Genomic DNA, 24,336 nt, shown 5'->3' with positions numbered 1-24,336 from the left:
ACAATAGTCGCGGGTCAAAAACGGCAGGCTGAAATGCACGATAAATTTCTGTTCGACGGACCGGAGGATGCGCCGGTCACCATCCTTCTTGCGCACGGTGCAGGAGCACCGATGGATTCAGCCTCGATGGAAGCCACAGCCAAGGCTCTTGCCGCGGCGGGCTTTCGCGTTGCGCGTTTCGAGTTCGGCTATATGGCGTCTCGTCGTACATCAGGCGTGCGAAAGCCTCCGCCTCGCGCTGAAAAACTCAACCCGGAATACATCGCGGCTGTCTCTGAACTCGGCGCGACAGGTCCGCTGATCATTGGTGGCAAGTCGATGGGTGGACGGGTCGCCAGCATGATCGCTGACGATCTCCATTCTACCGGGAAAGTCGCGGGTCTCGTTTGCCTCGGCTATCCGTTTCATCCGCCGGGCAAGCCGGACCAACTTCGAACGAAGCATCTCGCCGGGTTGATGACGCCTGCGTTGATCTGCCAGGGCACACGCGACGAGTTCGGCACGCGAGAGGAGGTTCAGGATTATTCTCTCTCACACAAGATCGAACTTCTCTGGCTGGAGGACGGCGACCACGATCTCAAGCCTCGCAAGAGCGTATCCGGCTTCACGCCCGCCGATCATTTGAAGACTCTGGCCACGGCGGTCACGGAGTGGACGGGCCGCCTGACGCTGTGATGGCGCTTGCCATACCGGCGCTCCAGATTCACCCTTGATCATTAGTCACGAAACTTGCTTTGTCCCTATTCCTGTCCAATTTCTGCTGTAACAACTGCCACAAACTATAGCCATCCGCGCAAAGAGCGCATCGATTTTCCACCATAATTTAACACGGAGCCACGATTTGTTCGGTATTCAGAAAGCTATTCTCTCTCTCGTTCTAGCAGGCAGCATGACGACTGCCGTAATGGCGCAGGAACCAATTGTTGGAACCTATGTCAACGAGTCTGGCGGCACGAAAGTCCGGTTAAGCGAGTGTGATGCCGGCGTTTGCGGCACGATCATATGGATGAAAAATCCGGTCAACGACGTCAACAATCCCGATGCTTCCAAACATGACCGTCCGGTGGTGGGTCTTCAGGCTGTCACCCTTAAGTCAACCGGGTCTGGAGCATATACGGGCTCTCTTTACGATACCGAGAGCGGCAAGACCTATGCGGGCAAGGCAAAATTTTCCGAAGCGAGCGTTCAACTCTCCGGTTGCGTCCTAGGCGGCCTTCTATGCAAAACCCAGACCTGGCAGCGCGAATAGGTGACAGTGCGGCAAAGATCAGTGATCTTTGCCGCCCTTTGCGTCCTTTAGGCAGCGACCGAGATGTCGCTTTCGAGAGGAACGGATGCGATGGTCTTGAGGATTTGAGACGCTATCTGATAGGGGTCGCCCTGTGAGTTCGGGCGGCGGTCCTCGAGATATCCACGGTAACCATTGTTTACAAAGCTATGCGGTACCCGGATGGATGCGCCGCGATCAGCCACGCCGTAGCTGAACGTATGAATGGACTGCGTTTCGTGCTTGCCAGTCAGGCGCAGATGATTGTCGGGGCCATAGACGGCGATATGATCGGCCGTCGCACTTTGGAAGGCACTCATCAACTGCTCGAAATACTCTTTGCCGCCGATTTCCCGCATATATTGCGTGGAGAAATTGGCGTGCATGCCCGAACCATTCCAATCGGTATCGCCGAGCGGCTTGCAATGGTATTCAACGTCAATGCCATACTTTTCGGTCAAACGCTGCAATAGATAGCGCGCCAGCCAGATCTCGTCGGCAGCCTTTCTGGAACCCTTTCCGAATATCTGGAACTCCCACTGGCCTTTGGCCACTTCGGCGTTGATGCCTTCGTGGTTGAGGCCCGCTGCCAGGCAAACATCGAGATGTTCTTCGACGATCTTGCGGGCGATATCGCCGACGCTGCTATAGCCAACGCCCGTGTAATATGGCCCCTGTGGTGCTGGATATCCGGCTTCCGGGAAGCCGAGTGGACGGCCATTCTTATAGAAGAAATATTCCTGTTCAAATCCGAACCAAGCATTCTCGTCATCGAGGATCGATGCGCGCTTGTTCGAAGGGTGCGGCGTAACGCCATCCGGCATCATGACTTCGCACATGACAAGAGCACCGTTCTTGCGCTCGCTATCAGGATAGATGGCCACTGGCTTCAACACGCAATCCGAGCTTCTGCCTTCCGCTTGCATCGTGGAGCTGCCGTCGAATCCCCACATCGGCAAATCCTCAAGTGCAGGAAAACTGTCGAACTCCTTGACCTGCGTCTTGCCGCGAAGATTCGGCACCGGGGTGTATCCATCCAGCCAAATATACTCGAGCTTGTATTTTGTCATTTTTTTACCTTCCTTGTCTGAAGGCGTAGCGATCCAGGATATTCCGATGATCGAGTAACGCCAGCTTGCACCATGAGAACAAGAAGCATGTTCCATGCCAATTGGTCTGGCCGTCTCGAATTTCTTCAAAAGTTGCAGCGCCCAGAGGGCCAATGGTCGAAATAAGAACGATTCATGACAGGCGGGGCAGACGCAGATATCCTCCCTTCTTGCGACTGATCGCGACGTTAGCCAGTGAAACGACAGCGAGTTCGGAAAAAGCGCCTCTGATTTCGGCGCAGGGTGGAACGAAGCGCATTAAAAAGCATCAAAGTGATTTTAATTTGAGCATCGCAAAATCGAATTTGCCCTTAGCGAGAGCACGCGGGAGCCGAATTGGCAGTCGAGGCGGAACATCTAACAATATGATACGTTGATATCAACGTTATAATGCCATAGACTTCGCTATGGCAGGCTCATCCCTGCGACTGGGCCGCCGGATCGAATACACAACCACCCAAAGGATCGATCATGAACACCACCCATCCACTGACACCCGCAGCGGAGCTCGTGAAGCTGAGCGAGGCGCACTTTCCGAACGAAAACAATGAATACCGGCAGGCGCGCAATGCGCTGTTGGCCGAAGAGATCGAATTGAGGCGCCATATCGAGCGTGTTGCCGAGCAACGCCGGGCGTTGCCACCTGGCGGCGAAGTCGCCAGGAACTATCGATTTGAAAGCGAGCACGGCCCTGTGAGTTTCGCCGATCTGTTCAATGGCAAGCAGACACTCGTGGCTTATAGTTACATGTTCGGGCCGCAGCGCAAGCGCCCGTGCCCGATGTGCACCTCGCAGCTCAGCGCCTGGGACGGCGAGGCTCGTGATGTCGAACAGCGCATAGCCTTGGCGGTGATCGCGCGCTCGCCGATCGAGCGGCTTGCCGCTTTCAAAAAGGAACGTGGCTGGCACGGCCTCAAACTCTATTCCGACATGAGCGGCGATTATACTCGCGACTATGTAAGCTCCGAGGACGAAGATAGAGCCGCATTCAACGTCTTCACCCGTCGCGACGGCACAATTCGCCACTTCTGGAGCGAGGAAATGGGCGTAGCGACCGCCGATCCCGGGCAGGACCCGCGCGGCGCACCGGACCCTATGCCACTGTGGACCATTTTCGATGCAACGCCCGAAGGTCGTGGCAAGGATTGGTATCCGAAGCTCGAGTATTGAACAGAGCTGGTTCTGGATAAACAACGCTTCCTATGGGGGCTGTTGAGATTCGCGCTGTGACGCGACGAAAATGGTGGTTTTCGAGCACCGGAGCGGAACGTACTTTAAGGTACGTGAGCACCGGAAGCGCAGAAAAACACCGTTTTCAGACCGTCAGAGTGTGAAAACCAATAGCCCTCAAACAATCAGGACAACACCCGTGATCGCAAGCGCCGCGATCCAGATGGCATCAAAGTTGATCCATCCGCGGCGCAAGAATGCGAGGCCAAACCAATCGTAAACAGCGATTGCGACCAGCAGGATCACCACCAGCATCGCTGCCATGTGCGTGCCGATAGCTGCCAGGGCTATCGGCAATGAACCCGCCGCTGTCAGCTCTTTGGCGGGGCTGGCCGAGAGGCAAAGCGGGATGACAACCGGCACCAGCATGAGGCCTGCCCCATGCGCGGTTGCCATCAGGAATGACCACAACCCAAGCCCTGTCATTCCGGTGGTCATGCCGACCCTGACACGGTGGCGATGGCCATATGTGGCGTAGTAGACAGCCCATGCGAGCAACACCCCGCCCGCGATGATTTCGAGAACGCGTTGATCGATGATGAGGCCGAGCAACACGGCCAAAAATGCAACGACAGCGATTGAAATCGCGTGCCCTATGGCGATAGGAAATACCGACAGGAAAACTGTTTTGCGGCTCCTTCTGTGCAGACCGAGCGCCACGGCAAAGAGCCAGCCCATTGCGGGATTGAGACCGTGAAAAACGCCAAGGCCAGCAAGCACCAGCCAAGGTGACACGGATGTCATTTACGCGGCCATTCGCTTTGCGGATGCTGGCCTCATCAAGGATAGCAATACGAGTCCGATGAGCAGTCGCCTCCTTCCAGCCGCACCTGATGCGGGCGATGACCTTTCGGCCAGTCAACGAAGAAATTCTCGTCGAATGTGATCCCGCCGTTCTCCCCGACGTCAAGCTTCACCATCCAGCCATCGATGCCGTCCGGATAGAACTGCGGATCGATGGCGCCATAGAGCGAGTTGGTGAAATAGACGCGCTTTCCGTCCCGGCTGATTTCAACCATTTGTGGCCCGCCATTGAGCGCGCGATTGTTGGCTTTCGGGTGGGTAGCCCGGGAAACGATACCGCCGATCCTGACCCGGCCGGTTTCTTTCGGATGGAAAGGATCCGATACGTCATATTGAATCATATCGCCCGTACCCCAGCATGAAACATAAAGGAACCGGTCATCCATCGACAGATCGATATCGGTGACGAGTGGGGCAACCGCCTGGAAGCCTTGCAGCACAGGCGGCAGCAGTGAGGCATCGGCAGGCTCGGCAGGAATTTCGATGATCTTTTTGACGGCCCACTTGTTGCCATCGCGGTACCACGTCCAGATCGACGCCGAGAGGTCCTTCAGACTGATGACGCAGCCAACGAAACCATAGGCCTTGGTGGGATCATGCGCCGGGCGGAGTTCAAACACCAGCTGGTGCTCGTCGCCGAAATCGATCTCCTGCAGATGCTTACGCTTGTGGAGGTCCCAGAAGTGCAGTCTGCGTCCATATTTGCTGCCGAGCAGAATCTCCGGGACGAGCCCGTCCTCGAATGTATCGGGCGTTCCCCATTCACTTGTGATCATCGTGTCGTGGCCGAGGTGCCACCAGAAATCATAGGCGAGCTTTTGCGGCCCGCGATCCATCTCCCATTGGCCAAGCACATTGAAACTTTCGGGATCGAGCAGGAATATGCCACCGGGCGCCTTGCCCTCGGCGTTTCCAAGCGCATTGACATAAATCCCCTCGGGTCCGCAGTGAATGGTATGCAACCGGGAGTACCCTGCCTTTTCGGCAATTTCTTCGGGCTCGATAACCTTGACGATCATCGGATTTCGGGGATCTGGCTTCGTATCGATGATGTGCAGCCTCGACGATCGCAGGCCCGGCACGACGAGATAACGCCTTTCCATGTGAGGGTGCGGCGCATTGGGGCAAAGGCAGGACGAGCACGCATTCCAGCCAAAATGGTGCAGTTCGTCTCCCGCATTCGGCATGTCGACCTGGCCGACGATACGGGAATAGGAAGGCGATTTCGGATCAACATCGACGACGGCGATTGCATCGGGTTTCTTGCGATCCGGATCGAAGGCAGCCACATAGGCCAGCTTTTCTGCCGGCGCCTTGGCGGCCATTCTCGGCGAGGGATAGAATGAGGGATCGGGTTGCCAGGTTGCCATGATGGAACTTCCTCTTGATCAACACGAAGTCTTGCGCAGTGGTTCCTAAAATGAATGTGACGGGCGATCTTCGCACCTGGAAGAAGCGCTGTCCAATCAAGTCATTTGATGACAGACGCAGTTCTGACTGGTTGTCTCAGAGCCCGTTTGGAAAGTCGCTGCGGCGAGACATATGGCGTGGTTTTCGAGAACCGGCGCGCAGCGTACATAAAGTACGTGAGCACCGGAAGCGCAGAAAATCGCGTCAGATGTCCGTCGCAGTAGAGTTTACGAGCGGGGTCTCAGAAGTCGACGCGCGGCGTATCTTGCATCGGATTATCAAAAAGCATCCAGAACGAAGCGCCGTGAGCCTCCTCATACCAGGCCTCGAAGCGTCCAAGCGCATCATCGATACCTGACGTTTCGTCAGGCATCTCCGCGCCGCCTGAAGCCCGGTAAAGTGCAATGACCACAGATGCGAAATGCGCAAGGGTTGCATCCCGGGTTTCACTATCCGACGACCAGCCAAGCCTGACCCGCAACAGCGCAAGGGCACGCGCGACGGCGATTTCCTCACCGCTCCGCTCGGCCGGATCGCTATCGTCCTCCATTTGTGGCTTTGCCGCGTCGGCGACCGACCGCATCAGATTCATCCGGCGAAAGGCGAAAGCACGTTCGCGCTCGAGTACCGCTATGCGGGTTGCCGCCTCCCGCCGACAGGCGGTCTCGGCCGATTGCGCCCTGTCGGCTGCTTGCTGCAACCGCTCGAGATAGGTGGTTACCGTCGTCATCGGGAGCTTCCCGAGTGGCCGGGCGATGGCGGAAGAGAGTGGGAGTCGAACCCACCAAAGACCGTCTCTCGGCCCCTCCCGGATTTGAAGTCCGGACGCCCCACCGGGGACGATTCTCCTCCAGAAACAGTATTTTCGCCGGTCGCGCCATCTGCCATATCCGCGAAGAGATCCAGACGGTTCCGGTTAACCCGGCGCAGGTCGCCACGGCGCAATGTGATGCTGTGATGATCGAAGAAATCAAGGATCTGGATTGCGACCTTGCGGCCGTTTTCGACCCGGTCGCGAAATTGCGCGGCGGCAAACCAGCCCTCATCGGAGGCTGTGCTGATCTCAACAATAATGGCAACCATTTCTGCAACCGTGCCTCGCAGGAAGAAATGGTCGTGCGCCACCTCATGTACTTTGCCAATGCGGCTGCCCAGCTTCAGCAGCCGGCGCACCTGCGGCTCCGGCACGCCAAACAGCGCGGCAATATCGCGGACGCGCGGCGGGCGGAAACGTTCGGCTCCGCCGAGTAGCGGTTCGATCGCATTCCACAGTCGCTCGTCAGCCGGGGCCATCGTCACTTCGTGCCCGGAAAGCCGCACCCAAGCTCCATCAAGCGCTATCTCCCCGCCGCGGGCAAGACTATGCAAGGCTGCACGGAACGCAGGCACGGGCAGGCGCAACTCAAGCTGCGTCCGGAGCCGTTCAATGCCGATCCCCAACAAATCCGGATTGTCAGCATGGAAAGTTTCGAGCCGGTCCAGAAGATCTTGCTGGAATTTCTTCCACTGCCCAAACGATATGGCGACAACCGAAGCATCAACAGGCAACTGCACCGCGCCTGTCAGCCCTGCCAACGCACTGACATCTGCCGTCGCCAAGGCCCAGTCACGGGCAAACGTCGTAACGTCCAGATAAAATGGCGGCACTGCAAGCAATGCCTCCAGCACTCGATCCGGCTCGGTCAATTCGTGTGCATCGAGCTGTGCCCTTCGCTCTGGAGTACGGCGTTTGCGGGCCGGACCACGCAAATCCAGGAAGCGGCCGCCACCAATCGTGCGCCGCGCAGACGTATCGCGGATGACGTAACGATCGCCAACCGCTGTAGCGATCGGCCGGTCGAGCACAAGTTGTACACGGGTGCGTGCCCCGGGGGCTACTGGCTCATCAGCCAGCAAAGCGATGCGAGCGCCGACCTCGGTCGACGCATGATGCAGCCGTACCGGGAACCAGTGACCGATCGGCTTGCGTTCGGAGCCAAGCACACGCAATGTCGCGTCAATCCGGCTCGTCGGCGCATGCAGGCTGGCATCAAGCACCACGTCGCCACGATTGATCGCTGCCTTCGTGATGTCTGCGCCGACGAGATTGAGAGCACATCGATCACCGGCTCGGCCAACCTCACTCGGCCGGTTCTGTGCATGGATTGAACGGATGCGGGCGGAAAGGCCAGAGGGGCTTACCGTCACATGATCATCGACGGCGATCGTTCCCGAAAGGACAGTTCCGGTTACAACGGTGCCCGCCCCCTGGATTGTGAATGAACGGTCGACTGCCAGCCGGAAGCGGCCAGTTGCCCGGCGGCGGGCGAACTTCCGGGCGGCATCAACGATTTCATCGCGCAACGCCGGGATGCCTTGACCCGAAATCGTTGAAACGGCAATGATCGGAGCATCGCTAAGCGCCGTGGCCGCAAGTTCATTTCGTATCGCGGTTTCCACCTCGACGAGCCGTTCTTCCTGCACCAGATCGGCCTTCGTAAGAGCAACGACACCGCGTTCGATACCGAGGAGGTCGATGATGGCGAGGTGTTCATGTGTTTGCGGCATTACTCCGTCATCGGCGGCAACGACCAGCAGGGCAAAATCGATGCCGCTGGCCCCGGCAAGCATGGTGTGGATGAACTTCTCGTGCCCCGGCACATCGACAAAGCCAAGTATCTCTGCCCCTTCTACAAGCATATAGGCAAAGCCGAGATCGATCGAAATACCGCGGGCCTTTTCCTCTTTCAGCCGATCGGTGTCGACGTTGGTCAACGCCTTGACCAGCGATGTCTTGCCGTGATCGATATGCCCGGCGGTTCCGACGATCATGGCTTGCCCACCTCGTCGATTTCCGGCCCCGCCGCTGCACTCCTCTTGCCCGTATCAAAATTTGCGATGCCGGAAAAATTGGCCGCAAAACCGGCCTCGTCCTCAAGACAGCGCAGGTCCAGCACCAGCGCTCCGCGCTCGATACGGCCGATGACTGGCATCGGAAGTCGCCTGAGTGCAGCTGCGAGTTCAGCGAGCATGCTTCCACTGCTCTTGACCGGCGTCAGCGCCAAGCCAGCGCTCGGCACGGTGGAAAGCGGCAAGGCGCCGGAGCCGATCTGGCTTTCGCACGTAATAACGGCAACGGTGAAAGCGCCTTTCAGCGCACGCTGCACTATGGGCGCCAATCGCTTCGCTTGCGCGTCGATGGCGCCCCGCGAACGGGTAAGCAGCCGCATGGTGGGCAAGCGCTCGCTCAGGCGATCCGGATCGCGATAGAGCTGCAATGTGGCAAAGAGCGCCGCGAGGCGGATTTTGTCGACACGCAGCGCCCGTTTCATCGGGTTCTTGTTGATCGTCTCGATGAGGGACTTGCGTCCGACGATGAACCCGGCCTGCGGGCCGCCCAGCAGCTTGTCACCGGAAAAGGTCACAATGTCCGCACCTTCAGCGATCGCTTCACGCACGGTCGGCTCGTGCGCAAGCCCGAAACGCGTGAGATCCGTCAGGGTACCGGAACCGAGGTCATTGACCAGCGGAATGTCTTTGCTGCGGGCGATGTCAGCCAGTTCGCGCGCACCCACCTCCTTGGTGAAGCCTTCGACGCGATAGTTTGAGGTATGGACTTTCAGTATCAGACCCGTATCGGGACCGATTGCATCGCGATAATCCCGGGCATGGGTGCGGTTCGTGGTACCGACCTCGATAAGACGCGTACCGGCGCGTGCCATGATATCCGGCATGCGGAACGCCCCGCCGATTTCGATCAGCTCACCGCGCGAGACGATGGCTTCCCTGCCCGCCGCCAGACTGTTCAGGACCAGAAGCACAGCCGCCGCATTGTTGTTGACGATCGTTGCCTCTTCCGCCCCGGTGAGTTCGCAGATCAGGGAACGCAGATGATCATCGCGTTCGCCGCGCTTGCCACTCTCGAGATCGAACTCGAGGGCAACGGCCTCGCGCATGGCCGCCGTTGCAGCCTCGATTGCCGCTTGCGCAAGCAACGCACGACCGAGATTCGTGTGCAGTACCGTACCCGTCAAATTGAACAGTGGCCGGAGCGATGACTTGTCAGCCGCCTCGAGGCTGGCCAGCGCGACCGTCATGATGGTTTCCCCGGAGGGAGCATTATTGCCATTGCGCACGTCATCACGTGTCTGCGCCAATGCACTCCGCAAGGCTTCAGTGAGGGCCGGACGTCCAAAACGCTCGATGATGCCAGCGGCGGCTGGCGACTTCAGAAGCTGATCTACCGAAGGAAGGCGGCGCAAGCTGGCATTGCTGTCCATTTCACCCCCTAAAAGCCGGCTAACAGCGGAGAAAACCCGCCGCGGTGGTAAGGCCCATCCCGCATGAGGAGATCGAGGTCGAGGCTCGCCACGTCATCGGCAAGGGGATCCGCCGCGGGCTCCTTGTCCTGATACAGTATCTTCGACCAGCCATGGCATTCATCGCAGGTCTCGGCCTTGACGATCCCGCCTTGTCCGTCAATCTCCTGATAACCGATGCCCTTGGTGGAACCGCAAAGCACGCATTTGACCCGGACATAGTGCCAGAGCGTGCCGCACAGTGAACATGAGCAAAACCGTGCGCCGTGCGAACCGGGCCAGCCGACGACCATTGACGACATCGGTGCGCCACCACAGACGGGACAAACGCCATCGGCGACCGGCGCCAGCGCGGCCACATCAAGAACGGATGCAAGGCGGGCGAAATATACCTGTAGCCCCGCCCATACAAAAACATGCTCGGCAATCGCATCGCCGGGCAATGTGTTGGAGAATACGGTCTGCGCCATGGCACGACGTTCGGCAGGATCGGCTGCTGTCACGCGAGCCAGCGCCTTGCCCGCGGCAACCGGCTTCTCGATTGTCGCAGCCGCGGCGAACAGGCGATCGAATAAAGTGCCAATCGCCGGGTCGCCCCCGATCAGGCTTCGGTCGAGCGGCGGCATTTCGAACTCGCGTGCACGCGCAATCGTTTCCGCATCGGGGCTCTCCGGCAGAGGCAGATCCGACTGGATATCGTTTTGGGCTTGGCCAAGTTCGGCAAGAAAATTCAGATAGGGTGCCAGATCGCTTGTTTCAGCCAACTGGCGCAGACGCCTCGATCTGGCGGAAAAAAGCGAAGCGGGATCGGGCAGACGCGCAAAGGGCGGTGACGCAATATTCCCAATCGCTGTTGGATCCGGTACGACCGCGCTTTTGCGACTCATAAAACTCCCTCACGAACCCGCCGGGCCACGTGGACCGATGTTGAACGCCCTGTTATTCGGCGGGCGTCGATTTGCCTTTTGACGCTTTGCCGACCAGCTCACGTAACCATTTGCGGTGATGCCTCCACGCCCAGCCGCCAGTTACAGAACCACGGGTCATAGCCCTTATTGTACCGCGCACCCAGATCGCTGCATAGACATGGATAATCCAGACACTGATCGCACAAACAGCCGCAATCGCGTGGACGAGCACGGCCCATCGTTTCTGCTCGATTGTGGTGAACACGGAGAAATACTGATCCCAGATTATCAAACCCGTTGTAATCAGAACGATGATCAGAGCCGACATCGACCAGAAGACAAATTTCTGTCCGGCATTGTATTTACCGACCTCCGGCAGCCGTTCTTCATGTCCCGTCAGCACATCCCGAATGCGCGCGAGCCAGGTGCCATCCTCACGCTTCCAGAGATTGGCTTTCCAGAAGCGGAGAAACAGTCCGAAAAAGCTGAAAAACAGAAGAACGCCGATCCACGGATGAATGATCCGCGTCAACGGGCCGCCGCCAAAGAGCCCCGTCAGGAAAAAGAGGCGGGGATGGAACAAGGCAAGTCCGGACAACGCCAGGAGCACAAGACTGATTGCCGTGATCCAATGATTGACGCGCGCACCCGCCGTGTAGCGGTCGACGGTAACGGGCTTGCCCGGATGAACGCTATCGCCCTTCTCCACGTCATAATCCGTGCTCATGGGCGAGGTTCCTCTCCGGTCAGCTTTTCAGCCGCCTCTTCATCCTCTTCGGAAACCCGGTTCGGACCGGCAACCAGATAGTGCATGAACCCGGCTGCCGCAGCAAACCCAATCACCGCGAGCCCGGCATATTTCGTGACACCCTTCCAGGCCTCGACGATCGGGCTGATACGCGGATTGTTCGGCAGGCCGGCATAAATCTCCGGCTTGTCCGCATGATGCAACACATACATGACATGCGTGCCACCAACGCCCTGCGGATCGTAGAGTCCCGCATTGGCGAAACCGCGCGATTTCAAGTCGGTGATGCGTCCTGCCGCGTGCTCCTTCATCTCATCCTTGGTACCAAACACAATCGCTTGCGTCGGACATGCCTTGGCACAGGCCGGTCCCTGCCCGACGGCGATGCGGTCGGAGCAGAGCGTGCATTTGTAGGCGGTATGAGTGACCTGTGAGATGCGCGGAATATTGAACGGGCATCCCTTGATGCAATAGCCGCAGCCAATACAGTTCTCGTGGATGAAATCGACAATGCCATTCGAATATTGCACGATCGCACCCGGCGCCGGGCAAGCCTTGAGGCAGCCCGGATCCTCGCAATGCATGCAACCATCCTTGCGGATGAGCCACTCGAGATTGTTCGTTTCCGGGTTTTCCCACTCGGTGAACCGCATCAGCGTAAACATGTCCGGCGTCAGATCATGCGGGTTATCGTAGACGCCGGTGTTGATTCCGATTTCCGGGTGCGTGTCGTTCCACTCGATACAGGCCGACTGGCAGGCTTTGCAGCCGATGCACTTGGAGACATCGATGAGCTTTGCCACCTCCGTCTGCCGTTGCGCGGGCGGCGTCACGTTTGACGCCGACCGGCGGATCAAATCCTGATCGCCGAATTTCGGGGGTGTAGGCTGGGTCGTCGGGTTTGGGACAGGCGGGAACATGGTAACCTCCTATGCCACCGGCCCGGCGATGGGCTCGATATTGACCAGGAACGCCTTGTATTCAGGCGTCTCGATATTGGCGTCACCGACGAAAGGTGTGAGCGAGTTGGGACCGAAGCCCTTCTTCGCTGCCCCCGTGAAACCCCAGTGCAGCGGAATACCCACCACATGAACCGGCTTGCCGTCGCAGATCAAAGGTTTGATCCGCTTCGTGACCACCGCCTTGGCCTTGATCGATCCGCGCTTCGACCACACACGTACCCAGCCGCCTTTGACAATGCCTTTCTCCTTCGCGAGTTCTTCCGATATCTCGACGAAGAATTCCGGCTGCAGGACGGCATTCACCCAGACATGCTTGGTCCAATAGTGGAAATGTTCGGTAAGACGGTAGGACGTTGCCGCATAAGGAAATTCCTGCGAAGCCGGTTCGGCAAACTGCGCGAAATCACCCTTGAACACCCGCGCCACCGGATTGCCGCGGATTTTTGGGGCGATGAGGTTTGTGACGGGCGACTCGAACGGTTCGTAGTGAGACGGGAACGGACCATCGCGCATCATGCCCACGACGAAGAGGCGCGATACGCCCTCCGCGTTCATGATGAATGGACCGACGTCCTGCGGCTTGGCTGTCGGTGCAATATCCGGCACGTCGTAGCCCGACCATTTCTGACCGTCCCACTCGATCAGCTTGCGGCTGGGGTCCCAGGCCTTGCCATTCAGGTCCGCCGAAGCCCGATTGTAGAGGATACGGCGGTTGACGGGCCACGAGAATGCCCATTTCGAGTAAGCGCCGGTCTCATCGGGGTCCGATGTATCGCGCCGGGCCATGTTGTTGCCGTTCTCGTTGAAGCAGCCGGAATAAATCCAGCATCCGCTCGTCGTGGAGCCGTCATCGCGCAACGCGGCGAAGCTTGGCACCAGCTTTCCGGCTTCGACCACCACCTTGGTCGGATCGGTTGGATCCATCAACGGGGTCAGCGCCTTGCCGTTCAGTTCCTTGGCAAGTTCTTCGGCAGTCGGCTCGCCCGGATCGGCATAGGACCAGTCGAGATTGACGATCGGATCGGGGAACGCTCCACCCTCCTTACGGTAAAGGTCTCGCAGACGCGTATAGATCTGCGCCATGATCCAGTTATCCGTCTTGGCTTCACCGGGAGCCGTGCCGCCCGGCCAGTGCCACTGCAGCCAACGCCCGGAATTGGTGAGCGAGCCCTCGTCTTCAGCAAAGCAGGTCGAAGGCAATTGATAGACCTCCGTCTGGATTTGCGAAGGATCAACGTCGTTGAACTCGCCGTGATTTTCCCAGAACCGCGATGTTTCCGTGTCCAGGGGATCCATCGTCACGAGGAACTTGAGCTTCGACAGTGATGCGGTCAGCTTCGTTCTGTTTGGCGCTGCAAGCAGAGGGTTGAACCCCTGGCAGATGTATCCTGTCATCTTGCCCTGGTTCATGAGTTCAAAGGCGCGCAGCACATCGTAGCCCGGCACATCGAGCTTGGGCAGCCAGTCATAGGCGAAATGGTTTTCCGGAGTCGCCGCCGCGCCCCACATCGTCTTGAGGAAACTGACGAAGAATTTCTTGTAATTCTGCCAGTAGCTCGTCTGGTTGGGCCGGAGTGGCTTGAAGCCGCGCGTCGACATGTAGCTGTCGAAATCCACCTCTTTTTCGTTTGGCAGCGTCATATAGCCCGGAAGCAGGTTCGACATCAGGCCTACATCGGTCAGCCCCTGGATATTGGAGTGCCCGCGCAGTGCGTTCATGCCACCGCCGCGCACGCCGATATTGCCGAGGACGAGCTGTAACATCGCCATCGAGCGGATGTTCTGCGAACCCTTTGAATGCTGCGTCCAGCCAAGCGCATACATGGACGTCATCGTCTTGGTCGGCGTCGAGCATTCCGAGATCATCTCGGCAACCTTGAGGAACTTCTCCTTGGGTGTGCCACAGATGCGCTCGACCATTTCGGGCGTATAGATGGAGATATGCGCTTTCAACAGGTTCCACACGCACCGTGGATTGGTCAGCGTGTCATCGACCACAGCGTAACCATCGTCGCCGATCACATAATTCCAGGTCGACTTGTCATAGTCGCGCTTTGTCTCATCGTAACCGGTAAACAGGCCGTCCTTGTATTCGAAGCCGTCCTTGACGATGAAGGCGGCATTGGTGAATGCCTTCACATAATCCCACTGCACCTTGTCGTTCTTGATGCAGTAATTCATCACACCAAGCAGGAAGGCTATGTCCGATCCCTGACGGATCGGTGCATAGAAATCAGCCACCGACGCAGAGCGTGTGAAGCGGGGATCGACGACGATAAGCTTGGCACCACGGTTGGCCTTTGCCTCCGTGACCCATTTGAAACCGCAAGGGTGGGCTTCCGCGGCATTGCCGCCCATGATGACAACAAGATCCGTATTCCTGATATCAGTCCAGGAATTGGTCATTGCACCACGGCCAAATGTTGGGCCCAAACTGGACACCGTTGGGCCGTGTCAGACACGTGCCTGGTTATCGAATACCAGCATTCCAGCGCTGCGCACCACCTTATAGGTGGCAAACGCTGTTTCGTTCGTTGTTGCGGAGGCGGCAAGGAAGCCGGTTGTCGTCCATCGATTGACGGTCACGCCGTCATTGTTCTTCTGGACGAAATTGCCGTCGCGGTCGTCCTTCATCAGCCGGGCGATGCGATCAAGCGCGTCATTCCAGGAGATACGCTCGAACTTGTCCGAGCCGGGTTTGCGGACCATCGGATATTTCAGGCGTGTCTCGGCCTTGACGAAGTCGAGCAGGGCGGCGCCCTTCGGGCATAGCGTTCCGCGATTTGTCGGATGGTCGGTGTCGCCCTCGATATGGACGATCTCGGCCTTTTCGCCCTTTTTCAGGTCGCCCTTCGAGTACATGATGATACCGCATGCAACCGAGCAATAGGGGCAGGTGTTTCGGGTTTCGGTGGTGTTTACGAGTTTGAAAGCGCGGATCGCTTCGGCATGGGCGGCTTCGATCTCGCCGAAGCCAAAGGCGCCAAGCGCCGTACCCGCAACACCCGCGCCGGTCGCCGCAAGAAACTGGCGCCGCGAGAGTTCCATGTTCATAGCATGTTATCTCCCTTTAAACCGGCTCTGCCGATAAAGCACGCCGGAGATCAGACACAAACCATTGGCATTTCAAGTAAAATCCTACCTGACCCCATTCTATTGTCAAATCAATAAGAAGCGATAAAATATGAATGTAATGATCAAATTAAAATGAGCAGTGCGACCATCCCGGCGAATGCCACCGGTATTATACTACTCGTCGCCTTTACTGCTCAATTCGGGGTACACGCGAAAGTCAGCAATGACGAATTGACGTTCAACCTCAAATGGACAAGAATAAAAAGGTGAGCTTACTCGTCGCTCCCGAGTTTCGGGGCAGTCGTCATGATGCTTTCGACGCAGAATGCTCCCGGGAACCGGCGGGCTTTTTCTGGTGCGTGCCCTCCTGTCTTCCGCAAAACTCGAAAAGCTTTCACCACGTACACTTTAGCTGTCTGCCAATGCCGTTGATGTCATCAAATTGGGAGGGCATGAAATGATCGATCGACGCGAATTCCTGAAACTCGCCGCCGCAACGTCTGTAGCGACCGCAATACCAGGACGGGTGTTTGCGGGCTCTTCTTTTGCGCCAAAGCCTGCCGCCTGGCGGACCTTCGAAATCACAACCCGTATTGAGCCGTCAGGCACCGAGGGCACCGGGCGCGCATGGATTCCATTGCCTGGTTTCAGCGCCAGCGACTGGAGCCGGCCCGAGACAAGCACCTGGACGACCAATGCGCCCGGCGCCAGGATCGTGCACAGCCCGGCTAATGACACTGACATGCTGCTTGTTGAATGGAGAGCCGGCAGCGTAGCACCTGCCGTCGAGATCATCGGCCGTGTCGCCACGCGCGATCGCGCCATCGATCTTTCAAAGCCAGTAAACCCCACGCCGCTCAACACTGACGAGCGCGCACGATATCTGGCCGGCAGCCGACTTGTCCCCATCGATGGCATCGTCAAGGAAACATCCGACAGGATCGTCGGCAATACCGCAAACGAGATCGAAAAGGCGAAGCTGATCTACGATTGGGTGGTTGAGAACACGTACCGGAATGCCGCCACGCGTGGCTGCGGTTCCGGTGATGTCGTGGCCATGTTGAGGAGCGGCGACCTTGGCGGCAAATGTGCCGATCTGAACGCTCTCTATGTCGGCCTTGCCCGAGCCGCTGGTCTGCCTGCGCGCGATATTTACGGTCTGCGGGTTGCGCCATCCAACTTCGGCTACAAGAGCCTCGGCGCCAAGAACGAGATCGTCACCAAAGCACAGCATTGCCGGGCGGAAGTCTATCTTTCTGACTTTGGCTGGGTGCCCGTCGACCCGGCGGATGTTCGAAAAGTCATGCTTGAGGAGGCGGATGGCGGTCTTCCGGCTGACAATCCCAAGGTGGTTGCGGCGCGCGAGACGCTGTTTGGCGCCTGGGAAGGCAATTGGATCGCCTATAATGACGCCCGCGACGTGATATTGCCCGGTTCGAGCGAAGCGGCACTCAATTTCCTGATGTACCCGCAGGCGGAAGTAGCGTCGGTCAGGCTTGATTGCCTTGAACCCGACGCGTTCAGATATACGATCCGGTCACGAGAGATCACGATCTGACCTGATCTCGATTTCGCAAAATCGTATGGAGCCGCATCATGGATGACCGAACCTCGTCGTCGCCGATCCGCCTGACCTCTCTGTCCCATGGTGGCGGATGCGGATGCAAGCTGGCACCGTCTGTCTTGCAGCAATTGCTTGCGGATCAACCCGTCGCCGGACCGTTTGAGCGGCTGCTTGTCGGAACCGAAACCGGTGACGATGCCGCAGTCTGGCAGCTCGATGACGAAACCTGCGTGATCGCGACGACCGACTTCTTCATGCCGATGGTGGATGATCCTTTCGACTTCGGCCGGATAGCAGCAACCAATGCGATCTCGGATGTCTATGCAATGGGCGGAAAACCGATCATGGCACTCGCCATTCTCGGCATGCCGATCGACAAGCTGCCGGCCGAGATGGTGCGCGAGATCCTGAAGGGCGGAAGCGCCATCTGCTCCGAGGCCGGTATCCCTGTCGCCGGCGGCCATTCGATCGATTCTCCCGAGCCGATCTACGGCCTGGCGGTCATCGGCACTTGCCCCGTTGCCAGTCTGCGGCGCAACAGCGGCGCCAAGCCCGGTGACACGCTGATCCTGACCAAGGCGCTTGGTGTCGGTATCTACTCGGCGGCGTTCAAGAAAGGCATGTTGCCGGCGGATGCCTATGCCGAACTCATCGCATCGACGACGCTCCTCAACCGCATTGGCAGCGAACTCGCCAAGGATGCGGATGTGCATGCCATGACCGATGTCACCGGCTTCGGCATTCTTGGCCATGCCCTTGAGATGGCAAGAGGGTCGAATGTGCACATCTCGCTGCGCGCGGACGATATTGCCGTTTTTATCCACGGCGCCGAACTCGCAAAGGAAGGTTTCGTCACCGGTGCCTCGCATCGCAATTGGGCAAGCTACGGTGCAGACGTCGAATTGCCCGGCGATTTCCCCCTATGGCGGCGGCACCTGCTGTCCGATCCCCAGACCTCTGGCGGGCTACTCGTTTCCTGCAGCGCAGGACGTGCATTGGACCTGCTCCAGGAGATCACGGCTGCGGGTTATCCTGCAGCCCGGATCATTGGTTCAGTTGAGACGGGCAAGCCTGGATTGCACGTCGTTACCTGACGATCGCCCGATATTCCCCATCTGAGCAACGAGAGTTCCGCGACAGGTATCTGGTCTCGCGTTCGGAACCAAATCGCCCACCGTCGATTAGGCATGCTGAAGGGAAGGGTAAATCAAGGGAGAGTAAACCCATGAAACGCATACTTCTTCTAACCGCTGCATTGATGTTTGCGGAGCCGGTCAGGTGCTCGCACAAGATACCGTCATCGTGGAAGTGCCCCAGCCGGCGCGGGACTATGTGATCGCCAACCCGTCTGAGGACATCATGATCGATGAGGATGTAGCCGTCGGAACCGCAATCCCCGAGGATGTCGAGCTGGTACCTATACCGGAGAGCCCGGACTACAGTTACGTCTATGTAAAGAAGCAGCCGGTCATCGTTTCGACGAAAGATCGAAAAGTTATCTATCTGTCCAATTAATTAAAACTTTGCCGGTCTGACGAATGGGAGAGAAAGCCCGCTACCTTGCGTAGCGGGCTTCGGTATATTGTCATTCGATTGCTGCTGACCGTTGCCGCAGGACCAACCCAGCAAATGGGCAATTGACGACAAGCCAAAAAAGGCGGCGAGTTTGAAGGCTCGCCGCCAAGTTGGTGAGCCCTGAATATTGGCGGCGCAGCTGCAACAAGGGCCCAGCTGACCTGGAAAATCAGCGTCCAAAAAACAAATGAAATCCGAATTGGTTCCGCATCCGGCCCAACAAAAAGGCGATCAAACCGCCATGGCCAAAGCAGAGGATTGTAAGGATTGAACAAAATGAAGAGGGGAGATCAATTGACCTCCCCTCCATACTAAGACCTGCTTGAAATTGATGATTTTTAAAGCCGGTTCATTTTTTATGCGCAGCTGCAATCTAGTACCAGCGTCCGCGGCCGTACCAGCCGCCTCCGCCCAGCAGAATCAGTATAAGCACTATGATAAGAAGTGTGGTGAGATCCATGGTTGGCCTCCTAAGTTGCTAGCGACCGCGCACGCGTTTGGTCTGGCAGAACAACGTTCCTATGCAATCAATTGTTCCACTTCAGGCATTTGAAGGCTGACCCCGCGAGATCGCCAGGCCGGAATTTTTTGCTTGGGCGGGAGCACGTTTTTGTGAACGCAATAGTCCAGGCCGCAACGTGATTGGACTTCGTGATCCTTTGGAGTCACTTTTGTCTCCGGGGTTTTATTGCAATGGGCGGACCAACTATTGTCAGAATAGGAGGCCAAAATGAAGCATCATGCCCTTGAACAACTGCAGATCGTCGCCGAGGTCGATCAGGACTACCCCCGCCAAACATTATCCAAAAGCCAACGTCTTGAGCGTTGGGCGGCGCTGCTCGAACAGAATCCTGAGCGGCGCCTTTCGACGTTGCATCAGACAGAGTATCAGCCTGCCAGTCAGCGCGCTGCCATGCGTGGAGAGGGCTCACCGATCTCGGTGGCGTTCGACGATCCTGTCCTGCGCGCTGCCGGGTTGGAAAACGACAGTTATGGGGAAGCCAAACGGTTCTTCCAGCTGACTGACCGCCAGTTGCACAATGTCATTTGCTATTGCCATTTCGGCGCGACAGTAAACGCCGCGACGGCTGCCTATTACATCCGTCGGCTCGTGCCTAAAGGGACAAGGCGGGGTATGTTGGCTCGGTTGCGCGAGATGTTTGTCGGTTAAAACCGTCGGCGCTTCAAGGTCTTCCTTAAAGCGGCCTGCTCTCATCGAGCGGCCGCCAACAAAGATTTCTGTGCTACGGATGATCCAGGAAAAAATAGAACGGAACATCCTTGGTGCTGCCAAAGCGGCTAATCTATCTCCGACTTTGATCGGCACGCCGCCTGCACTTTCCTAGAGCAAGCGAGTTCTCATTAAGATCCTGTTTAGGTTAATATTTTTCTTCATACCGCATCTAACTATCAATTAGGTTCCGTTCACTGGACTTCCTAATCACCTAAATCTTTTTAGCTATGGCGCTCGCCGTTGGGTTTCTCGTCTCATCCATCTTGGACGCCTAACCTTCATTGCGAGATACACTGCCCGACAAAGCGCTGATATTTTAAGTTATCGTTGCTACTTCCAGATGCCAAATATTGGTTCATTTTGCGGTGACCAATCGGACGTGCGAGCCGTTGGCTCTAAGTTGCGCCAACACCATCGGCCAGACCGAGAACTCGCCCCTCCCCGCCTTGTCGGTGAGCGCTCTCAAATAGCCGCCGGCGGAATTGATCTGCTCGGCGCGTTCGAGGATGCATGCAATGGCGATGGCCGCATTTTCCTGTCCCAGGATCTCGCAGGCTTCCTCGTATGCTGAGGGGCTGACGCCAAGCATCGAGCGGACGACAACGGCCGCCGCCATCAGATCAGACCAATTTGCGATACCGTTCCTCGCATAGACAACAATTTGCGGACAAGCTTGGCGCACAAGGCCGAGCGGCACCGGTTTGGCATCAGAGAGCCCGGCGTCTGTACCATCGCCCCCTCCCCTCTCCAATAGGATTGTAATCGCTTCGCTGCCTCGTGTCTCAATAGCCACTTCTGTTTCAGGTTCCAGCGCAGTTTTTGCCCCTTGGGTTTTTCTAAAGCCGGGTTCAAGGTCAGAGGTGGATTGGGTGTTTGAATTATGTTTGTGGCGCTCAGAATGAGACTCTTTGGCGCTTGTTTTTTGAGAATTGAGCTTATCTTCCAATAGATTGGATATCTCCAGATGGAGACATTCCAGTCCATCGACAGCTGGCTCCAGATCGTCAATCGTTGCCTGGCGCGGAATGTCGCCAATGACCGTACGAAACCGCGAGTATTGGGCGCTCCAGTCGATGTGCGGCAGTTCCTCAAAGCCGAGTTCGATCAGCTTGACGATATCGCGGCGTAGCAGGGTGACGCGCTCCTTCATCAGCTTCAGTTGCAACCGCTCCGAACGCACCTGTTCGGCCAAAACTTCAAATTCAGCCGCACGCGAGACCAATGGTGCCAATGAGAAGCCGAATGCCTCGCCACCCTCCCCTGCCCTCGCCTTGCGGGCGTAGCGCTTGCCATTGGGGCTGTCCTTGCGGAAAATCAGTCCTGTTTCCACCAGCGCACTCAAATGCCGCCGTAGCGTCGCCGGCGCCATACCGTGCGCGCGCAGTGAAAGTTGCATATTTGATGGAAACACCACGAGGCCGTTGGCCTCACAAAGCTCGGTCTGTGGATAGAATGTCAAAAGAGCATTCAAAACGACAAGCGCCCGATCGGAGATTCCGATCAGTGCCCTCGCCTCACACAGGCTACGAAACAGTTTCCATTTGTCGATCGACGCTTCCGGATCGATCTCCTGCGCCTGTGCCTGTATTGCCAGCATGCCAAGCGACAGCGACCGCCGCCCGAAGGGCGTCGTGAATGCATTCCCCGTCTGCATTGTCTTTTCACCTTTCTAAAGGCAAAAGAAATCCGCTCGCCAAAACGACGTCAAAAAGTCTTGACACTGATTCGGGGAAATGCGATTCTCGATCCTGCTAGAGATATGAGAGAAGCCTTCCGAGACAGCGATGTTGAGGTGGGCTTTTTTCTTTTGCGGATTAATCTCCTGTTTTGGTTGAAGCTTGCGACCCCTGGAAAGCCCGATAGAGCTCGTCGAGGTTGTCGGCAATGTATGCGCCAAAGCGGGAGGCATTCTTGGCCTTCAAAGCCAGCGTGAATGCCTTGCCGCTATCCTTGATTTCCACCTTCACGGATTTGTCCTGTGCCGCCCAGGCTTTGGCCGCGGGGGCCACGGCTTTCGCCGGGCGCTTCGTTTTTGCCAGGAAATCCGACAGCAAAGCGAACCGCGCATCACCGGTTTCAGCCGCGAAATCATCCGATCTTGTAAACTCTACCGCCCTCTCGGCATTGCCCGGCACCTGCAGCAGCTTTGACAGCTGCCACCAACGGTCCCGCCCGGTAGCCTTGGCCGAGCCGATCGCGAGTATGATCGCCTCGGGAACATGAGCCGCGACCGACTGCATCTTCGAAAATGTCGTCGCGTCCAGGGCAAGCGCAGACTTGATGATTGACTGATCGTAGCTGAGGTCAGCGAGACGCTTGGCAAACAATGTGCGTTCGATGAAGGACAGGTTCGATCGGGCAGCGTTTTCCTGGCCCTGAGCGATCACATGATCCTGGTCGGCCATCGGCTTGACGACGGCACGAACCTGTCTTCCGAGCTGCTTGGCCACCTTGACGCGGCGATGTCCGAAAACAACCTGATAGCGGCCTGAAACGGCGGGATGCGGACGCACCAGTATGGGCGAGTCCTGGCCCCTCTCCTTTACGGCGACAAGCAGTTCCTGAAAAGCCTCGTCGTCGTCATCGATCCGGTCCGATACGAAAGAGCCGTCGATGAGTTCCGGGTCAAGTTCGACAACACTGCCTTTGGCGAGTTCTTCGAAGGAACTCTTGATCGAACGCGAAGCGCCGCTGACGACATAGGACAATGCGTCATTGCGCTCAGGTCTTGCTGGCGCTGGGTTCATCACGCTGCTAAAAATGTCTTTACGGGCCATCTATCTGCTCCCGTTTCGAATTAACAAACTGATTTCACAAGCAAAAAGCATTGTTTTTACCGCCGTAAACGTGCCTGTCATCTCATCGCCCCCACGCTCTGTGGACGAGAGCCGTAATTTCTGAATTTACAGCGTCCAGCGATTCAATAGCGCGTTCATAGGTTGTGCGCGTGAAACTCGTTTTCTCGACTTCGTAGAGTGTCTGCTTGGTCAGGCCCGCATCCGATACCGCCGTCGATTTCAGCATCGGATTGGTGAGGATCTCCTCCGCCAGCATGGACTGCATGAACCCGACCATCTGCGCTTGCGGGATATCCATCGGCTCGTAGCGTGTGATCAGATAGCGGAACCAATCCAGTTCGACGCGTGCTCCGGCTTGTTTGACAGTCTTGAGGATGCCGCCAAGCATCAGCAGGAATTGCGACATCGACATGAGGTCGAGCATCTGCGGATGCACGGTGATCAATACGGATGTTGCCGCCGACATGGCCGTCAATGTCAGATAGCCCAACTGCGGCGGGCAATCGATAACCACCACATCATAGCGGCCGTCCACTCCCTCAAGCGCGCTGGCGATACGAGTGAAGAACTGCCGGCCGTCACGCGATGTCTTGTCCTGCATGGCAAGCGGCGTGTCGTACTCATATTCCTGCAATTCGAGATTGGCAGGAATGATGTCGAGGCCAGGAAAATTGGTCGGGAGAATAACTTCCGATATGGGCCTGCGCTCGTCGTCGTAACGGATGGCTTCGTAGAGCGACAGGTTCCGGTCGAGTTCCGGCTGGAAGCCATGCAGCGCCGACAGCGAGGCTTGTGGATCGAGGTCGATGGCAAGGACGCGGTGGCCGGTCAGCGCCAGATATTGCGAGAGATGTGCCGCAGTCGTCGTCTTGCCCGATCCGCCCTTGAAATTGACGACAGCGATAACCTGCAGCTTGTCGCCCTGCTTGCGGTGCGGAACATACTTCTTCACTTCGGTGCGGCCGTTGCGGTCAAGATAATGGCGCAGCTCCAGCATCTGTTCGGCCGTATAGGAACGGCGGCCTGACGATACCTGGGCAGGAACCGGACCCTTTCCTTCGAGATGCAGGCGCTTGAGATTATTCTGCGTCACGCCAAGATAGTGGGCTACCTCGGCCATGGAGAACTGCCGCAATGTCTTCTTCGCATTCGGTGGAAATTTTTCCATCCGAAGTTGATTCAGCCGGCGAGAAATCTCCGCACCCTGATCGAGGATCTTGTCATCGAACTCGAACTTTGGCAGAGGCATTGCGATGTTCATCGGAATCGAAACCTCTAATAGCGCTTTTTCAAAGCAATCCTTTTAAGAACCGCTATTAAGCTCCGATTCGATTGATCCGGCAAGATTTTTTAG

Annotated in this window: 19 protein-coding genes, 1 tRNA gene and 1 pseudogene; 7 read left to right on the top strand and 14 right to left on the bottom strand. The window is 57.3% G+C overall.

The genetic code is table 11. The annotated features are described in order from the left end of the window. Positions 1-33 precede the first annotated feature (33 nt). A complete protein-coding gene (locus tag LB462_RS04215; RefSeq protein ID WP_224506118.1) occupies positions 34-675 on the top strand; it encodes an alpha/beta hydrolase family protein in 642 nt (213 codons plus the stop codon). 214 nt (positions 676-889) lie between these two features. Continuing rightward, complete coding sequence (locus tag LB462_RS04210) at positions 890-1,249, top strand: DUF2147 domain-containing protein (RefSeq protein ID WP_224506117.1); 360 nt, start codon at positions 890-892, stop codon at positions 1,247-1,249. A 47-nt stretch (positions 1,250-1,296) separates the two neighbouring features. On the opposite strand, the gene LB462_RS04205 is transcribed toward LB462_RS04210, so the two are convergent. Then, positions 1,297-2,337, bottom strand: coding sequence for a glutamine synthetase beta-grasp domain-containing protein (locus tag LB462_RS04205; protein ID WP_112531208.1), 1,041 nt, complete (start codon positions 2,335-2,337; stop codon positions 1,297-1,299). A 510-nt stretch (positions 2,338-2,847) separates the two neighbouring features. Here LB462_RS04205 and LB462_RS04200 point away from each other — a divergent pair. Beyond that, positions 2,848-3,546 (top strand): DUF899 family protein, encoded by a 699-nt coding sequence (locus tag LB462_RS04200; RefSeq protein WP_224506116.1) that lies wholly within the window; start codon positions 2,848-2,850, stop codon positions 3,544-3,546. Positions 3,547-3,723: 177 nt separating this feature from the next. Here the strand turns inward: LB462_RS04200 and LB462_RS04195 are convergent, their stop codons facing one another. From LB462_RS04195 to fdnG, 10 genes and pseudogenes are all read right to left on the bottom strand, one after another. Further along, on the bottom strand, positions 3,724-4,350 hold the full coding sequence (locus LB462_RS04195) for a hypothetical protein (protein ID WP_224506115.1): 627 nt from the start codon (positions 4,348-4,350) through the stop codon (positions 3,724-3,726). Between the two features lie 35 nt (positions 4,351-4,385). Further along, the gene (locus tag LB462_RS04190; protein WP_224506114.1) at positions 4,386-5,780 is read right to left on the bottom strand and encodes a selenium-binding family protein; all 1,395 of its coding nucleotides are present in this window, start codon (positions 5,778-5,780) and stop codon (positions 4,386-4,388) included. Between the two features lie 281 nt (positions 5,781-6,061). Further along, a complete protein-coding gene (locus LB462_RS04185) occupies positions 6,062-6,550 on the bottom strand; it encodes a hypothetical protein (protein WP_224506113.1) in 489 nt (162 codons plus the stop codon). 26 nt (positions 6,551-6,576) lie between these two features. Next, positions 6,577-6,672: transfer RNA gene (locus LB462_RS04180), tRNA-Sec, on the bottom strand. 126 nt (positions 6,673-6,798) lie between these two features. Continuing rightward, positions 6,799-8,631, bottom strand: a pseudogene (selB, locus tag LB462_RS04175) (selenocysteine-specific translation elongation factor); the annotation flags it as partial. After that, positions 8,628-10,079 carry an L-seryl-tRNA(Sec) selenium transferase gene (gene selA, locus LB462_RS04170; RefSeq protein ID WP_224506112.1) on the bottom strand — a complete coding sequence of 484 codons (1,452 nt, stop codon included), beginning with the start codon at positions 10,077-10,079 and terminating at the stop codon, positions 8,628-8,630. The gene selA and the pseudogene selB, both read right to left, overlap by 4 nt. An 8-nt stretch (positions 10,080-10,087) precedes the next feature. After that, positions 10,088-11,005 (bottom strand): formate dehydrogenase accessory protein FdhE, encoded by a 918-nt coding sequence (gene fdhE / locus LB462_RS04165; RefSeq protein ID WP_224506111.1) that lies wholly within the window; start codon positions 11,003-11,005, stop codon positions 10,088-10,090. A 52-nt stretch (positions 11,006-11,057) separates the two neighbouring features. After that, positions 11,058-11,753, bottom strand: a complete 696-nt coding sequence (locus LB462_RS04160) for a formate dehydrogenase subunit gamma (protein ID WP_224506110.1) — start codon at positions 11,751-11,753, stop codon at positions 11,058-11,060. Further along, a complete protein-coding gene (gene fdxH, locus LB462_RS04155; protein WP_224506109.1) occupies positions 11,750-12,694 on the bottom strand; it encodes a formate dehydrogenase subunit beta in 945 nt (314 codons plus the stop codon). Before fdxH ends, LB462_RS04160 begins: the two co-directional genes overlap by 4 nt. A 9-nt stretch (positions 12,695-12,703) precedes the next feature. Then, positions 12,704-15,790, bottom strand: coding sequence for a formate dehydrogenase-N subunit alpha (fdnG, locus tag LB462_RS04150; protein WP_224506108.1), 3,087 nt, complete (start codon positions 15,788-15,790; stop codon positions 12,704-12,706). A gap of 481 nt (positions 15,791-16,271) precedes the next feature. On the opposite strand from fdnG, the gene LB462_RS04145 reads away from it, so the two are divergent. The 4 genes from LB462_RS04145 (at position 16,272) to LB462_RS04130 (ending at position 20,121) form a co-directional block, all read left to right on the top strand. Further along, complete coding sequence (locus LB462_RS04145) at positions 16,272-17,369, top strand: transglutaminase-like domain-containing protein (RefSeq protein ID WP_224506360.1); 1,098 nt, start codon at positions 16,272-16,274, stop codon at positions 17,367-17,369. 38 nt (positions 17,370-17,407) lie between these two features. After that, entirely contained in the window at positions 17,408-18,469 is a 1,062-nt protein-coding gene (gene selD, locus LB462_RS04140) for a selenide, water dikinase SelD (protein ID WP_224506107.1), read from the top strand. 184 nt (positions 18,470-18,653) lie between these two features. Beyond that, positions 18,654-18,890: a DUF1236 domain-containing protein gene (locus LB462_RS04135; protein WP_224506106.1), complete on the top strand. Its 237-nt coding sequence runs from the start codon at positions 18,654-18,656 to the stop codon at positions 18,888-18,890. 790 nt (positions 18,891-19,680) lie between these two features. Next, the gene (locus tag LB462_RS04130; protein ID WP_224506105.1) at positions 19,681-20,121 is read left to right on the top strand and encodes a hypothetical protein; all 441 of its coding nucleotides are present in this window, start codon (positions 19,681-19,683) and stop codon (positions 20,119-20,121) included. Positions 20,122-20,539: 418 nt separating this feature from the next. Here LB462_RS04130 and repC read toward each other — a convergent pair whose 3' ends face one another. The 3 genes from repC to repA all read right to left on the bottom strand — a co-directional run bounded on the left by repC (position 20,540) and on the right by repA (position 24,243). Next, positions 20,540-21,838, bottom strand: a complete 1,299-nt coding sequence (gene repC / locus LB462_RS04125; protein ID WP_224506104.1) for a plasmid replication protein RepC — start codon at positions 21,836-21,838, stop codon at positions 20,540-20,542. Positions 21,839-21,998: 160 nt separating this feature from the next. Beyond that, positions 21,999-22,961 carry a plasmid partitioning protein RepB gene (repB, locus tag LB462_RS04120; RefSeq protein ID WP_224506103.1) on the bottom strand — a complete coding sequence of 321 codons (963 nt, stop codon included), beginning with the start codon at positions 22,959-22,961 and terminating at the stop codon, positions 21,999-22,001. Positions 22,962-23,043: 82 nt separating this feature from the next. Continuing rightward, positions 23,044-24,243, bottom strand: coding sequence for a plasmid partitioning protein RepA (gene repA, locus LB462_RS04115; RefSeq protein ID WP_224506102.1), 1,200 nt, complete (start codon positions 24,241-24,243; stop codon positions 23,044-23,046). Positions 24,244-24,336 lie beyond the last annotated feature (93 nt).

The organism is Phyllobacterium chamaecytisi (assembly GCF_020164455.1).
GTDB classification, from domain to species: Bacteria; Pseudomonadota; Alphaproteobacteria; order Rhizobiales; family Rhizobiaceae; genus Phyllobacterium; species Phyllobacterium chamaecytisi.
This window is presented reverse-complemented; position numbering and strand designations above follow the sequence as displayed.

Excerpts from the sequence above, each read along its gene's own strand:
- fdhE (WP_224506111.1), bottom strand. The coding sequence starts at position 11,005 with ATGAGTCGCAAAAGCGCGGTCGTACCGGATCCAACAGCGATTGGGAAT.
- LB462_RS04185 (WP_224506113.1), bottom strand. The coding sequence starts at position 6,550 with ATGACGACGGTAACCACCTATCTCGAGCGGTTGCAGCAAGCAGCCGAC.
- LB462_RS04205 (WP_112531208.1), bottom strand. The coding sequence starts at position 2,337 with ATGACAAAATACAAGCTCGAGTATATTTGGCTGGATGGATACACCCCG.
- repB (WP_224506103.1), bottom strand. The coding sequence starts at position 22,961 with ATGGCCCGTAAAGACATTTTTAGCAGCGTGATGAACCCAGCGCCAGCA.
- LB462_RS04215 (WP_224506118.1), top strand. The coding sequence starts at position 34 with ATGCACGATAAATTTCTGTTCGACGGACCGGAGGATGCGCCGGTCACC.
- LB462_RS04200 (WP_224506116.1), top strand. The coding sequence starts at position 2,848 with ATGAACACCACCCATCCACTGACACCCGCAGCGGAGCTCGTGAAGCTG.
- LB462_RS04130 (WP_224506105.1), top strand. The coding sequence starts at position 19,681 with ATGAAGCATCATGCCCTTGAACAACTGCAGATCGTCGCCGAGGTCGAT.
- fdxH (WP_224506109.1), bottom strand. The coding sequence starts at position 12,694 with ATGTTCCCGCCTGTCCCAAACCCGACGACCCAGCCTACACCCCCGAAA.
- repC (WP_224506104.1), bottom strand. The coding sequence starts at position 21,838 with ATGCAGACGGGGAATGCATTCACGACGCCCTTCGGGCGGCGGTCGCTG.
- LB462_RS04190 (WP_224506114.1), bottom strand. The coding sequence starts at position 5,780 with ATGGCAACCTGGCAACCCGATCCCTCATTCTATCCCTCGCCGAGAATG.
- LB462_RS04195 (WP_224506115.1), bottom strand. The coding sequence starts at position 4,350 with ATGACATCCGTGTCACCTTGGCTGGTGCTTGCTGGCCTTGGCGTTTTT.
- selD (WP_224506107.1), top strand. The coding sequence starts at position 17,408 with ATGGATGACCGAACCTCGTCGTCGCCGATCCGCCTGACCTCTCTGTCC.
- LB462_RS04160 (WP_224506110.1), bottom strand. The coding sequence starts at position 11,753 with ATGAGCACGGATTATGACGTGGAGAAGGGCGATAGCGTTCATCCGGGC.
- selA (WP_224506112.1), bottom strand. The coding sequence starts at position 10,079 with ATGGACAGCAATGCCAGCTTGCGCCGCCTTCCTTCGGTAGATCAGCTT.
- repA (WP_224506102.1), bottom strand. The coding sequence starts at position 24,243 with ATGAACATCGCAATGCCTCTGCCAAAGTTCGAGTTCGATGACAAGATC.
- LB462_RS04210 (WP_224506117.1), top strand. The coding sequence starts at position 890 with ATGACGACTGCCGTAATGGCGCAGGAACCAATTGTTGGAACCTATGTC.